The organism is Candidatus Marinimicrobia bacterium CG08_land_8_20_14_0_20_45_22, from assembly GCA_002774355.1.
Lineage (GTDB): Bacteria > Fidelibacterota > UBA2242 > UBA2242 > UBA2242 > 0-14-0-20-45-22.
The window spans coordinates 1-12,765 of record PEYN01000157.1; the positions used below are offsets into that span (position 1 = coordinate 1).

12 protein-coding genes are annotated in these 12,765 nt (G+C 43.1%); 1 reads left to right on the forward strand and 11 read right to left on the reverse strand.

The genetic code is table 11. The features are described 5' to 3' along the window. Positions 1–73: 73 nt before the first annotated feature. The 8 genes from COT43_08880 to COT43_08915 all read right to left on the reverse strand — a co-directional run bounded on the left by COT43_08880 (position 74) and on the right by COT43_08915 (position 8,919). A complete protein-coding gene (locus tag COT43_08880) occupies positions 74–1,246 on the reverse strand; it encodes a 1-deoxy-D-xylulose-5-phosphate reductoisomerase (protein ID PIS27755.1) in 1,173 nt (390 codons plus the stop codon). Positions 1,247–1,253: 7 nt separating this feature from the next. Beyond that, positions 1,254–1,931, reverse strand: a complete 678-nt coding sequence (locus COT43_08885; protein ID PIS27722.1) for a hypothetical protein — start codon at positions 1,929–1,931, stop codon at positions 1,254–1,256. A gap of 69 nt (positions 1,932–2,000) precedes the next feature. Beyond that, positions 2,001–2,774 (reverse strand): acyl-[acyl-carrier-protein]--UDP-N-acetylglucosamine O-acyltransferase, encoded by a 774-nt coding sequence (locus COT43_08890; GenBank protein PIS27723.1) that lies wholly within the window; start codon positions 2,772–2,774, stop codon positions 2,001–2,003. A 3-nt stretch (positions 2,775–2,777) separates the two neighbouring features. Next, positions 2,778–4,172, reverse strand: coding sequence for a UDP-3-O-[3-hydroxymyristoyl] N-acetylglucosamine deacetylase (locus COT43_08895; GenBank protein ID PIS27724.1), 1,395 nt, complete (start codon positions 4,170–4,172; stop codon positions 2,778–2,780). Beyond that, the gene (gene lpxD, locus COT43_08900; GenBank protein PIS27756.1) at positions 4,165–5,196 is read right to left on the reverse strand and encodes a UDP-3-O-(3-hydroxymyristoyl)glucosamine N-acyltransferase; all 1,032 of its coding nucleotides are present in this window, start codon (positions 5,194–5,196) and stop codon (positions 4,165–4,167) included. The genes COT43_08895 and lpxD overlap by 8 nt, the downstream gene beginning before the upstream one ends. 20 nt (positions 5,197–5,216) lie before the next feature. Continuing rightward, entirely contained in the window at positions 5,217–5,795 is a 579-nt protein-coding gene (locus tag COT43_08905) for a hypothetical protein (protein ID PIS27725.1), read from the reverse strand. Next, on the reverse strand, positions 5,759–8,131 hold the full coding sequence (gene bamA / locus COT43_08910) for an outer membrane protein assembly factor BamA (protein ID PIS27726.1): 2,373 nt from the start codon (positions 8,129–8,131) through the stop codon (positions 5,759–5,761). Before bamA ends, COT43_08905 begins: the two co-directional genes overlap by 37 nt. Then, entirely contained in the window at positions 8,128–8,919 is a 792-nt protein-coding gene (locus COT43_08915; GenBank protein PIS27727.1) for a hypothetical protein, read from the reverse strand. The genes bamA and COT43_08915 overlap by 4 nt, the downstream gene beginning before the upstream one ends. 418 nt (positions 8,920–9,337) lie before the next feature. Here COT43_08915 and COT43_08920 point away from each other — a divergent pair, with 418 nt between their 5' ends. Further along, positions 9,338–10,687 carry a Fis family transcriptional regulator gene (locus COT43_08920; GenBank protein ID PIS27728.1) on the forward strand — a complete coding sequence of 450 codons (1,350 nt, stop codon included), beginning with the start codon at positions 9,338–9,340 and terminating at the stop codon, positions 10,685–10,687. Between the two features lie 54 nt (positions 10,688–10,741). On the opposite strand, the gene COT43_08925 is transcribed toward COT43_08920, so the two are convergent. The 3 genes from COT43_08925 to COT43_08935 are packed head-to-tail and all read right to left on the reverse strand — an operon-like array spanning position 10,742 to position 12,763. After that, positions 10,742–11,911 (reverse strand): glutaconyl-CoA decarboxylase subunit beta, encoded by a 1,170-nt coding sequence (locus COT43_08925; GenBank protein PIS27729.1) that lies wholly within the window; start codon positions 11,909–11,911, stop codon positions 10,742–10,744. Positions 11,912–11,924: 13 nt separating this feature from the next. Continuing rightward, positions 11,925–12,398, reverse strand: a complete 474-nt coding sequence (locus COT43_08930; GenBank protein ID PIS27730.1) for an acetyl-CoA carboxylase biotin carboxyl carrier protein subunit — start codon at positions 12,396–12,398, stop codon at positions 11,925–11,927. A 2-nt stretch (positions 12,399–12,400) separates the two neighbouring features. Further along, complete coding sequence (locus COT43_08935) at positions 12,401–12,763, reverse strand: hypothetical protein (GenBank protein ID PIS27731.1); 363 nt, start codon at positions 12,761–12,763, stop codon at positions 12,401–12,403. Positions 12,764–12,765 lie beyond the last annotated feature (2 nt).

Consider the following 12,765-nt stretch of genomic DNA (forward strand, 5'->3'; position numbering starts at 1 on the left):
TGAATAAAAATGACGCCGCCAATTACCAGTAAAACCGCTAAAATTGTGATCATCTATTTATCTTATCCTTTCATCATTTCGAATGAATCTGTTTTTCGACGAACTCCATGCCGAATTCTACAGTTCGCAACACATCGGAAATCGTCGGGTGATCGACGATTGGCAGAAAACCGAGCGCTTTTTCGACTAAATCCGTTATATCTGTAAATCCTATCCGGTGTTCTAAAAACGCATAAACCGATAGTTCGTTTACCACATTTAGAATCGCTGACGCCGTCCCGCCGCGTTTTAGTGTTTCGTATGCCAACCGAATGGCAGGGAATTTTCGGATATCCGGCAATTCAAATGTCAGTTGGTTAATTTTTCCAAAATCCAGATATTCCCATCTCAACGCCAATCTTTCTGGAAAATTTAACGCGTACTGGATAGGCAGTTTCATGTCGGGAACGCCAAGTTGCGCCTTAACGGAACCGTCAATAAATTCCACCATCGAATGAATGATCGACTGCGGATGAATTACGACATCGATCTGTTCCGGTCGCAGATTAAAGAGCCACCGCGCTTCGATAATTTCCAGTCCTTTGTTCATCAATGTCGCAGAATCGATCGTGATCTTTTTCCCCATCTTCCAAGTCGGATGTTTTAATGCAGATTCGGGTGTGATCGACGCAAAATTTTCCAGCGGAAGTTCCCGGAACGGACCGCCGGAACCCGTCAGGATCACGCGTTGTACAGTCTCCGGCTTTTCTCCCTGGAGACATTGCCAGATAGCGCTATGTTCGCTGTCGATCGGAAACAACCGCGCTTTTTTCTCGGCTAAAAGTCGATAAATGATATCGCCAGCCATGACTAGCGATTCCTTGTTGGAAAGCGCGATGTCTTTCCCTGCAGAAATCGCCCGGTAGGATGGCATCAGACCTTCGACCCCAACAATTGCATTGACGACCAAATCGACATCCGCTCGTTCGGCTAATTCGTAAATACCTTCCCGACCGTGTAAAACCTCGATACCATCAGATTTCAGTGCGGTTTCAACTGTCCGGAATTGGGTTTCATCGGCAATGGCGACGGCTTTCGGATGAAATTGTTTTGCCTGATCGATCAGCAATCCAGCGTTTTTCCCAGCAGACAAATAAACGATCTCAAACAGTTCCGGCTTCGTCGAGACAATGCGGAGCGTGTTTTGACCAATCGAACCAGTAGAACCGAGTAAAGTCAAACGTTTTTTATCTATTTCAGAAGTCATGTTCATATCAATTCAACGAAAACTGATAGGTTAACCCAGCAGAAAGCGATTTCTGCAAGACAGATAAATCGAGTCCGAGTGCGTGCGCCTGTCCGAAATTCCGAACTATTCCAGTTCTGAATTCATAGAGACTCATATTTTTAGTTGTCTCATAATTTAGCGACGCATTATCTTGATCGTTTATTTCTACGCGGCAATGGACGAAATGAACCGATCCGGCAACGACGAAATCGAATTTTCCAATCTCGTAATTTCGAGAAACGGCAAGATTGACATCCTGTGTATGAAAATCGTCCGGACCGTACAAATGGTTGACGGAAACGTCGAATAAATTACGCCGCCTTGGTTTTCCCCAAGAGGCGGCAAAATGAACGCCAGTCGATTGGACATCGTCTTGACGCCATTCAGCGGCAGAAATATGCCCGCCGATCGTGAGATTAGGGGAAACTCCAACTGCCAGCCAAAGTGACGGAAAGCCAATGTCAGCAAATTCGTCAGACTGCTTAATTATAGATGGAACTTTAACGGCGATTTTGATAACTGGACGTTCCTCTGTCTTGAAAAGATTCACGGGCGCTTTCTGCTGAGTCGCGATCGACGCCAGGGTCGGCGTTATCGCTTGACGAATTTGTGATTGGATAACATTCGAAAAATCGAGATTTTGTCCAGAAGATGACATCGACATACCCATTCCAAATACGAATGGAAAAACCAGAATTTTTAAGCAGGAAATAAGGTATTTAATCAATAGTTTTTATCGGATAATTCCGCGCTGGCTGTTTTTAATAAAACGGATAATATTCAATAATTCGGGAGATGGTCCGGTCGTCTCTTCGAGATTCTTCACTGCATCTGAAATGTTAAATTTGGAATTGTAAATTACCGAATAAGCCTGTTTGATTGTTTGAATCGCTTCAGATGAAAATCCGCGTCTCTTTAATCCCACTAAATTTAGTCCTTCGTAAATAAGCGGTTCTCTTCCGGCAGTGACATACGGAGGAACATCTTTCGTCACTTTACTACAACTGGCAATGATTGAATGTTGTCCAATTCTGATAAACTGATGAATGCCGCTCAATCCGCCGACGATTACCCAATCTTCGATCTGCACATGACCACCCAACGCAACCGAATTTGTTAAAATCACGCGATCGCCAACGATACAGTCATGCGCCACATGTGCGTTTGCCATGATCAAACAATCCGAGCCGACTACAGTCTTCATTGCGTAAGTCGTTCCTCGGTTGATCGTTGCAAATTCTCGTATAGTCGTCCTATCTCCGATCTCAACAGTCGTAATTTCGCCCTCGAACTTGAGATCTTGCGGAATTTCACCGAGAACTGCGTGATGATAAACCCTACATGATTTTCCCAAAGATGTTCCCGGCAGGATGATTACGCCAGCGCCGATGTAGCATCCGTCAGATATTTTCACATTTTCATGAATCCACGAAAACGGACCGATTGTTACATCTTCGCCAATCTCCGCTTTGGGATGAACAATCGCTGAAGAATCGATATTCGTCATAGATTATTTGTCGGTTATCGTCGCCATAATAGTCGCTTCTGCGACAACATCATTACCTACATAGGCCGCCGCCCTGAATTTACAAGTCGATAGCCGAAATTGCGTTAGTTTGATTTCCAATCGCAGTTGATCACCTGGAATAACCGGCTTGCGGATGCGAGCATCATCCACTCCTGACAGAACGACTAATTTATTTTCGGCATTTTCCATCGTTTTCAACATAAGGAGTCCACCAGCCTGAGCCATTGATTCAATAACTAATACGCCAGGCATAATCTTTTGCTCTGGAAAATGTCCCTGAAAAAATGGTTCGTTGACACTGACATTCTTTATTGCAGTGACCGTTTCTCCCGGAATTATATCGATGATTTTATCAACAAGTAAAAATGGATAGCGATGTGGAAGCAACTTTAAGATTCCGCTAATATCGAAGAGTGCGCCGTCTGTCTGCTTGGATTGGTATTTTTGGCGAATGATGACTTTTTCGTATTCCTGACGGATTTTTTTCATCAGATTGACATTATGAGCGTGTCCGCTACGCGCCGCAATGACATGAGCGTGAACCGGAATCCCGAGAAGCGCAAAATCGCCGACCAAATCAAGAATTTTGTGGCGAACCGCTTCGTTGTAATAGCGAAGTTGAACACCATTCAGGGTACCTTTTTGACCTGCAACAAGTTCAGAAGATAAGTTAAACATCTTTTTCAGACGGTCGATCTCATCCTGCGAAATATCACGATCAATGAAAACGACGGCGTTGTTGGCATTTCCCCCCTTGATCAATCCGCGATTCTTAAGCCCTTCCACTTCGCTCAGCAAGCAGAATGTTCGCGCGTAAGCATAATCTGACTCAAACTCTTCAGCTAAGTTGTAGGTCGCTGAATATTGTGTACCGATTGAACTTATCGGATAATCGATCAAAAATGTGATTTGGAAACTATCGGCTGGCAGAACGTGAATATCAACGTTATTTTTAGGATCCGTGTAAGTAATGATCTTATCGATAACCAAAATCGGTTGAATGGCTTCCTGCTCAACAATTTCCGCTCGTTTGAGCGCACGGACAAAATCGATAGCGCTTCCGTCGCAGACCGGCGGTTCAATGTTATCTAACTCAATGTAAACATTATCAATTTCGAGACCTGCGAGCGCAGATAAAACATGTTCGATTGTATGAATTACCGCACCATTCTGGGCAATTGTTGTTCCACGGGAAATATCGACTACATGATTAATGTCGGCGATAATTTCGGGACAATTTTCGATGTCCGTTCGGATAAATCGATATCCATTATTCTCGGGAGCTGGTTTAAAAGTGACGGTGCTTTTAACGCCCGTGTGAAGTCCAATTCCTGACACTGAAACTGGACTTTTAATCGTTCTTTGATTCCTAGGCATTTTTATTCCTGTTAATTTCTTGACTCGCTTTTAGTTCCAACTGTTTGATCTTTTCCTTGATGTCGGGAATAGATCGGATATTTGCCATTTCTCGCCAGACCTTTCCTTTTTCCTGAGCAGGCGAACCGATGACAACGGCGCCTGTCGGAATATCCTTGGAAACTCCAGCCTGAGCCGCGATAATAGCGCCAGCGCCGATATGCAGGTGACCGGCGATTCCAACCTGACCGGCAATGGTAACGTCGTCTTCGATTATCGTGCTTCCCGCGACTCCGGATTGACCGGCGAGAAAACAATATTCGCCAATTTTTACATTGTGGGCGATCTGAACAAGATTATCGATTTTCGTGCCTTTACCAATCACGGTGTCGCCAAGCGTTCCGCGGTCCACTGTCGTATTCGCGCCGATTTCCACATCGTCACAAATGATAACACCGCCCGCCTGTGGAATTTTCTCGATGCTATTTTCGACGCGAACGAATCCAAATCCATCGCTTCCAACAACAGCGCCCGAATGTATAATAACGCGCTTTCCAATGCGGCAACGATGATAAACCGAAACGTTCGGATAGATAAGCGTATCGTCTCCAATTTGCGTTTCTCTACCGATCACGGAATTCGATAGAATATAAACTCGCTCACCGATAACACATTTATCAGCAATGACGACATGCGCTCCAATATGAACATTCTTTCCCAAAACAGCATCCGGTGCTATTATGGCTGTCGGAGCGATCCCCGGAGCAGACTTCGACGCTTCTGGACGAAAAATAGCCAGAGCGCGGGAGTAGGCAAAGTTCACGTTCGGAACGCGGATGAGATTAGGATAAGGCTCCTTGAAATTCTCTTCGACTAAAATCGCCGTTGCGCGGGTAGTCGCCAAAAACTTGACATACTTCGGATTGCCGAGAAATGACAATTCGCCGGGTCCGGCATGTTGAATCTCAGCCAGATCACGAACAAGGAGACTGCCGTCTCCATCCACTTTTCCACCGACCAATTCGGCGATTTTCTGAAGAGACAATTCCACGGTTATACCGTTGGTTATTTCGTTCTTTTTAGCTCGTAAATAACTTTATCGGTCATGTCGTGTGCCGGATCAGCGTACAAAATATTCCCGGCTACTGTATCGAAAATGTAGTCGTATTTATTGTCCCTTCCGACTTTCTGGATGACGGTTTTGACTTTTTCCAGAACAGGACCGACGAGTTCCGCCTGCTTTTTATAGATTTCGCCGTCCGGACCAAGTTTTTCAACCTGAAATCTCTGGATATTTTGCTGAAGTTGCGTAATCTCAGACTCTTTAGTTGTCCGACGAGCTTCACTCATGATCATCTTTTGGCGGTCATAATCTTTCGTCAAACTATCCAGTTTACCGAGCATACCTTTATACTGATCTTCGAGTTTCTTGGCCTCGATGTCTAATTTGCTCTGTGCTTCTTTCGCTTCATCATACTCCGAAAGAATCCGGTCTGAATTGACATAAGCGACTTTGATTTGAGCGCTCGCGACTCCAACCATTCCCAGAACCATTAAAATTGCTAAAAACAAAACAACAACTTTCTTCACTGATAACCTCCCATTGATTAAAATTGAGACCCAAAAATAAAATGCGTTTTCCATCCCTGCGGTTTTCCGTAGCCGGTTTGTCCTTCGGGATCGATATCGTCAAATCCATAGCCAAAATCAACGCCGAGCATTCCCATCATCGGCATAAAAAAGCGCACGCCGATACCGGCGGACCGTTTGACATCGAACGGATCGGTAGATTTTAAAGTCTTCCATGTATTCCCAGCTTCGGCAAATAGCAAACCATAAATCGTCGGATTGTTTGAAACCGGGAATCGATATTCGAGCGTGTATTTCAGGAGCGATTCGCCGCCGTACGGCAAAGAGGTGCCGGAGTAAACGTTCGTAGGTCCGACTTGATTATCATCATAACCGCGAAGCGCTACACCATAAATCATTCCACTACCCCCCATGATGAACCGCTCGTCGGGCGGAATGAGGCTATTAGACTTAAGCTTTTTGATAACACCAAATTCAACATGGTTAAATAAAACAAATTTCCAGAACGTGGGCAAGTAATATTCCAGCGTAAAATTATGTTTATGAAAATGTTCAGTGCCGCCAAGAAAACCACCCGACAACATGCTCGACCATTCAAATACGGAACCTTGTGTCGGAAATTCTGGCGCATTTCGGCTGTCTCTTGAAATAATTTGTGTTAGTGTTACGCCTTTCGTTTTGTCATGGCCGAGCAAGACGCTTTCCAAATAGTCTGGATCGCAGTTCTTGTAGCTTTTTGTGGCGACGCCCAACATCCATGTGCCGCGAAAATAGTTATCGGGAAAGCGGAAACGACGGCTCCAGCGTATTGAACCACCAATTTGACTCAGGTCGAATGGATAGTAGTAATAACCGTTTTGGCCACGCTCGGAATAGATAAAACTTGCCCCGACTAAATTGGGCGTGTCGAAAATCCACGGATCGCTGTAACTGATGGAAAAAGATTTATATGGATTGGTTGCGGCGCCGGTAAGTGTGTAGCCGGCTCCACGTTGATAACTGACCGAAACCTGCTGTCCTCTACCGCGGAAATTATTAAATTCCACGCCGCCGCCACCGATAAGTCCGTACATCTGGCTAATACTGAACGACAAATTCGCTCTGCCCGACGACTTTTCTTCGACCGTGATCTCGACATCGACTTTTTTATCATCAATGGGAAGAACATCGGGAGTCACATTCGCAAAATAATTTAAAATAAATATTTCACGTTGACTGCGCATCAACGCCTCGCGGCTAAAAATATCGCCGGGAAACATTTTCAGTTCGCGGCGAATGACATTTTCATGTGTTTTAGAGTTGCCAATAATGTTAATCTGATTGACGACGACTTGATGGTTTTCTGTAATTTCACAATTCAGATCGATTTCATTTTTGCTGACTGGAATTTCAAGTGGACTTATTTGGAAAAACAGGTATCCCTGATCCATGTAAACGGCATTTACCCGTTCATAAATCCCTTTTTGAAGTTTTTCGGCATCGTACCAATCGCCCGCTTTGATATTCAGAATCGTTTTCAGGTCATCACTCGAATAAAGCACATTGCCATTAAATGTAATATTCCGATATTTGTACCGTTCGCCCTCTTCGATGCCGATTTCAAAAAATATGTGTTTCTTATTTTCGCTATACGTAATTGTATCATATTCAATTTCAATATCGCGGTACCCATTATTCCGGTAAAATTCGATCAGTTTCTCTTTGTCATCGGTGTATTTCTCTTCATCAAATTCGCCAACCCGGAATAAAAATAAATTCCTTGGTTTGGTATCCTTCAATACTCGGCGTAAGCGTCTGTCCGAGAACCACTTGTTTCCATCAAAAACAATATCTTTGATGCGGACTTTCTTCCCTTCATTGATTTCAAAAGTCAGGTTTCGTGTATTTTCATTCTCTCCGTCATTAATTTTTTGTTTGACATCGACGAGTAAATAGCCTTCTTTCTCATAAAGTTTTTTAATTTTCCGAATGCTGTCCGTTATTAGATGTGGCGAAAGCACTTTGCCAGACATCATATTTAATTCTTCCTCAATCTTGGATTTTTTAATTTTTTTATTCCCTTTGATTTCAAACTTGCCGAGACGCGGATACTCTTCAACTTTGATAATAAGGAAAACGCCTTCTTCTGTCGCTTTATCGAGATAGATTTGAATATCGGAGAACAGGTTCAATTTCCACAACCGGGTAATGGCGTTTGGAATATCGTCAAAAAATATTTCTTTCCCTTCAATAATCCCGGATTGGACTTTGACGCTATTTTCCGAGATCGTCTTGACACCCTGAATGGCAACGCCATAGACTTTTATACGATTTTCGGTCTGCGCTTGCGGATAAGAAGCAAATATTGCGAGAAATAACAATAAAACTATCGTATCTATTCTTTTTATCAACTATGACCGCCTGATCTATTTTTCGTTAATTGTTCACTTGTCATTCCAAAACGTCTTTCTCTTTTCTGGTAATCGGCGATCGCGGCAAAAAGTTCCCGACTTCTAAAAGCCGGCCAAAAGACAGGTGTCACATATATTTCCGTGTACGCCAATTGCCACAACAGGAAATTACTAATGCGAAACTCGCCGCTCGTTCGGATCAATAGGTCGGGATCGGGTTTGCCAGCAGTATATAAATGATCAGAAAACAGATTATCGTCAATTTCGTCGATTTTAATTTCTCCCTGAAGAACCTTTTGGGCAATCGATCGCGTGGAATCGAGAATCTCCGCCCGACTCCCGTAACTGAGCGCTAAGTTCAGATTCAACCCTGTATTATTTTTCGTTTTTTCGACGCCAGATAGTAATCCACGGTACGGGCCTTTCGGTAAATCCTGAAGATGTCCGATGAGCGTCAGTTTTACATTATTTCGATGCAGTTCTTCGATTTCATTTTGAATCGTCTTAAGAAGCAGTTTCATTAGCGCGGAAACCTCGGACATCGGTCGCGACCAATTTTCAATAGAAAAAGTATATAGCGTAAGCACCTGTATCCCCAGTTTCCCGCATTCCCGCGTAATTTCTCTAACTGAATTGATGCCCTCGTTATGCCCGGCTACACGTGGAAGCCCTTTCTGCTTCGCCCAGCGTCCATTACCATCCATGATGATGGCGATATGTCTTGGCAACCTTCCACCTTTAACGATTCGTTCTCGCAGTTGATCTATTTCTATATCTTCTTTTTTCATATATAACGAATATAACGAAAACCAAAAAAGCTTAGGGAAATTAAATTCTATCGAATATAAAAACAATGGAAAAGAGATAATAGTTAGAGTCTAATCATTAATTCACTTGATTTTAATCAACTTTTGTTTTTTTATTCTCTTCTCAAAGATGGGAAAATATTCTCAATGAGTTTTCGGTAATTACTCGCTTTCCGCCCGTTTTTAAAAATATCATGTAAATCTTCAAACATATTTTCAATGGATTTTCCCATCCCTGGAAAACTGGCTTTAATCTAAATAAATTATCTACCAAATTTGAAAATTGCGATTGTTTTAAAAAGTTACCGAATCTATATTACCTAAGTGATAAAAATATTTTGAACTAAATTGGATTAATCACTAAAACAAAAAGTAGATTCGGAAATCGCCTAAAGTAGCCATGAACAGTAAAATTTTAATTGCAGATAACGATATAGCCACGCAACAGTCACTCGGCGAGTTTTTAAGTTCAAAAGGATACGACTGCTCGATGACAGCGGATACTAAAGAAGCGATCCACTTTGTACAGTCAGACAATTTTGACATTCTCATTGCCGATGTAAAAATGCCAAAGTGGAACGGATCTGACATTCTTGAGGAAATCCAAAAATATTCGCCGCGAACACTAACAGTCATAACCACCGATTCCGCCACGGTTGAATCCGCCATTGAGGCATTAAGAAAAGGTGCAATCGATTACCTGATCAAACCGCTTGACCTAGAAGACCTCCATCTCCGCTTGAAAAAAATCGCCAAAATTCAGCAAGTACTCCTCGAAAACCAATACCTTCGAAAAGAAGTCCACTCTATCTTCAATCAAAATATCATCATCGGAAATAGTCCAGCAATGAAAAGCGTCTATCACATGATCGATAAAGTTGCCAATTCATCTTCAAATATCCTCATAACCGGAAAAAGCGGAACTGGTAAAGAATTAGTTGCGCGATCGATCCATCAAAACAGTCCAAGAACCAATGCCCCGTTTGTTGCTATCAATTGCGGCGCTATACCGGAGACTCTTTTTGAAAGCGAACTTTTCGGGTTTAAAAAAGGCTCTTTTACCGGCGCAACAATGGACAAAGAGGGCGTTTTCCGTGCAGCAAACGGCGGCACATTATTTCTAGATGAGGTCGGTGAAATCCCAATCCACATTCAGGTAAAATTGCTCCGCGCGATCGAAGAAAAGGAAATCAAACCGATTGGTTCCGCTTCATCTGTTCACGTGGATGCTCGCGTTCTTTCTTCCACAAACCGCGATTTGCTAAAGGAAATCGAGGAAGGAAATTTCCGCGAAGATTTATACTATAGGCTAAACATCATCGAAATTCATCTCCCGCCACTCAGTGAACGCAAAGAAGATATTCCTGTGCTTGTCGAGCATTTTGTACACAAATACAACCAAGAACTGAAACGAAAAGTTCTTGGCGTTGATAACCAAACGATGAAAATCCTCATGAATTATAAGTGGAAAGGCGAAGTCAGAGAACTGGAAAATATGATCGAGCGAGCTGTCCTACTCTGCGAGACGGAATATATCTCATCCAAAGATCTTCCGCCACATGCTGTTGGTTCAGAAACAGGAACGGATTACCCCGACGATCTAAAAGCATCTGTCCACAACTTTGAGAAACAACATATCATCAATATTCTCAGTCGTGTTAATAACGATAAAAACAAATGCGCGGAAATTCTCGGAATCGGTCTTTCTTCTCTTTACCGGAAAATCGAGGAATTAGAAATAAAAATCTGATATTCGCCCGTTCTTCCGTAGCAACAAATTCTTACCTTAATTTAACGGCTGATTTTAACGAAAAATTGCCAGAAAAACGCCAGCGGCGATCGCTGATCCAATAACGCCTGCCACATTCGGTCCCATCGCATGAAACAGAAGATAATTGTCCTTGTCAAACTGGCGCGCAACAATCTGTGAAACGCGCGCAGAATCCGGTACAGCGGATACACCCGCCGAACCGATTAACGGATTTATTTTTTCCTTTAGAAACAGGTTCATGATTTTGGCAAAGAGAACACCGCTGAAAGTGGCAACCGCAAACGAAAAAAATCCAAGGAAGAAAATTTCCAGCGAGCGTGGTGTCAGAAACCCAACATTTACGCCATTGACAAACCGAACTGCCTGCGTGCTAGCTCCAACCGAAAACGCTAAAATAATCGTGCAAATATCGAGAAGTGCACTGCCCGCCGTTTTAGCCAATCGGTCAGTTACGCCACATTCTTTCAGCAAATTCCCCAGCATTAACATTCCAACGAGACTCAGCGAACCCGGCGCAATCAATGCGGAAATGACCACAACAATAATCGGGAAAAGAATTTTTTCCGTTTTGCCGACTTTTCTTGGCGGTTTCATCCGAATCCGACGTTCTGCATCGGTCGTCATCAATTTCATGATTGGCGGCTGAATGAGCGGCACCAAAGCCATGTACGAATATGCCGCAATAGCAATTGGCCCCAGCAGATGAGGTGCTAAAATTGATGAAAGAAAAATCGAAGTCGGACCGTCCGCTCCACCAATAATACCTATCGATGCGGCTTCTTTACTACTAAAACCGAGAACAAGGGCGCCAATATACGTTATAAAAATTCCGACTTGCGCCGCCGCTCCCAGTAATAATGATTTCGGATTCGATATCAACGATGAAAAATCGGTCAACGCACCAATTCCCAGAAAGATTAGCGGAGGAAATATTCCTGAAGTCACCCCCCAATAAAATAAACTGAATACACTATTCTGCGGAAATCCGTTTGCAATTGAATCATATACACCAATCGGCAAACCAGAAATTGTCGGCATATTTCCGACGATAACGCCGAATCCGATTGGCAACAACAATAACGGCTCATAATTTTTAGCAATAGCCAAAAATATCGCAATTCCGCCAATGATAATCATGAGAATGTTTCCCAATGTCAGATTCGCAAATCCGGTTGTTGAGAAAACCTTTTCAAGAATTTCCACTTAATTCCCTTCGCTATCCCAAAATGATGAGGACATCGCCTTCATTGACTGAATCGCCAGCCTTGACGAAAATTTCTTTGACGATGCCATCTTTGCTTGACTGGATTTCATTTTCCATTTTCATAGCTTCCATAATGATAACGCATTGTCCCGCACGGATATTGTCGCCTTCTTTGACATGAATTTTCTGAATCAAACCCGGCAACGGCGCTAGCACGCTTGTAGCATCCACAATAGATTTAGGTTTGTGCAATGTTGGTTCCGGAGCGCCGCCAACCGTTTTCTGAGCGGCTTCGGTTTCACCTATCATTTCAGAACGGTTCAGTTTTGGCTTGATGTCGGAGACTTGTTCGATCCCAATGTCTTTCAAGCCAACCTGATATTTTTTACCGTTGACCGTTAACACGGCTTCATACGCGTTAAATTCGCTGATGACAACCTCATATTCCTTGCCATTTATTTCCAACTGGAGTTTTTTCTCTTTCATCTTTATTTCCTTAGACCGCTTAGTCTTTGTCCAACTTTATAACCCATCTTCCATACATTCTGCTGACTACCGTGAACGAAAGTTATCTCGCTTTGAAGCGGCTCAAAGTGAATCTTCCTATAACATTCGATCGCCGTCGCAATAGCGACTAAATCGTCTTCCGGAATGTCCACAACTGGTGTAACCGAAACGAACTCATCTGCCTCTTTTTCTAAGTATTCTTTAAGCGCCCGCCTTTTTGCGGAAACTTCTACCAGTTTATTGAAGAGAAATAGAACCACCTCAATCAACACCAATCCTGAAAATACGATGAGCAATCCGGCAAAGGCGATCATTGCCCCATTTTGAATTACATTCCCGCTCATTG

Excerpts from the sequence above, each read along its gene's own strand:
- COT43_08895 (PIS27724.1), bottom strand. The coding sequence starts at position 4,172 with ATGCCTAGGAATCAAAGAACGATTAAAAGTCCAGTTTCAGTGTCAGGA.
- COT43_08885 (PIS27722.1), bottom strand. The coding sequence starts at position 1,931 with ATGTCGATGTCATCTTCTGGACAAAATCTCGATTTTTCGAATGTTATC.
- COT43_08930 (PIS27730.1), bottom strand. The coding sequence starts at position 12,398 with ATGAAAGAGAAAAAACTCCAGTTGGAAATAAATGGCAAGGAATATGAG.
- COT43_08880 (PIS27755.1), bottom strand. The coding sequence starts at position 1,246 with ATGACTTCTGAAATAGATAAAAAACGTTTGACTTTACTCGGTTCTACT.
- COT43_08920 (PIS27728.1), top strand. The coding sequence starts at position 9,338 with ATGAACAGTAAAATTTTAATTGCAGATAACGATATAGCCACGCAACAG.
- COT43_08890 (PIS27723.1), bottom strand. The coding sequence starts at position 2,774 with ATGACGAATATCGATTCTTCAGCGATTGTTCATCCCAAAGCGGAGATT.
- COT43_08915 (PIS27727.1), bottom strand. The coding sequence starts at position 8,919 with ATGAAAAAAGAAGATATAGAAATAGATCAACTGCGAGAACGAATCGTT.
- COT43_08935 (PIS27731.1), bottom strand. The coding sequence starts at position 12,763 with ATGAGCGGGAATGTAATTCAAAATGGGGCAATGATCGCCTTTGCCGGA.
- COT43_08905 (PIS27725.1), bottom strand. The coding sequence starts at position 5,795 with ATGGAAAACGCATTTTATTTTTGGGTCTCAATTTTAATCAATGGGAGG.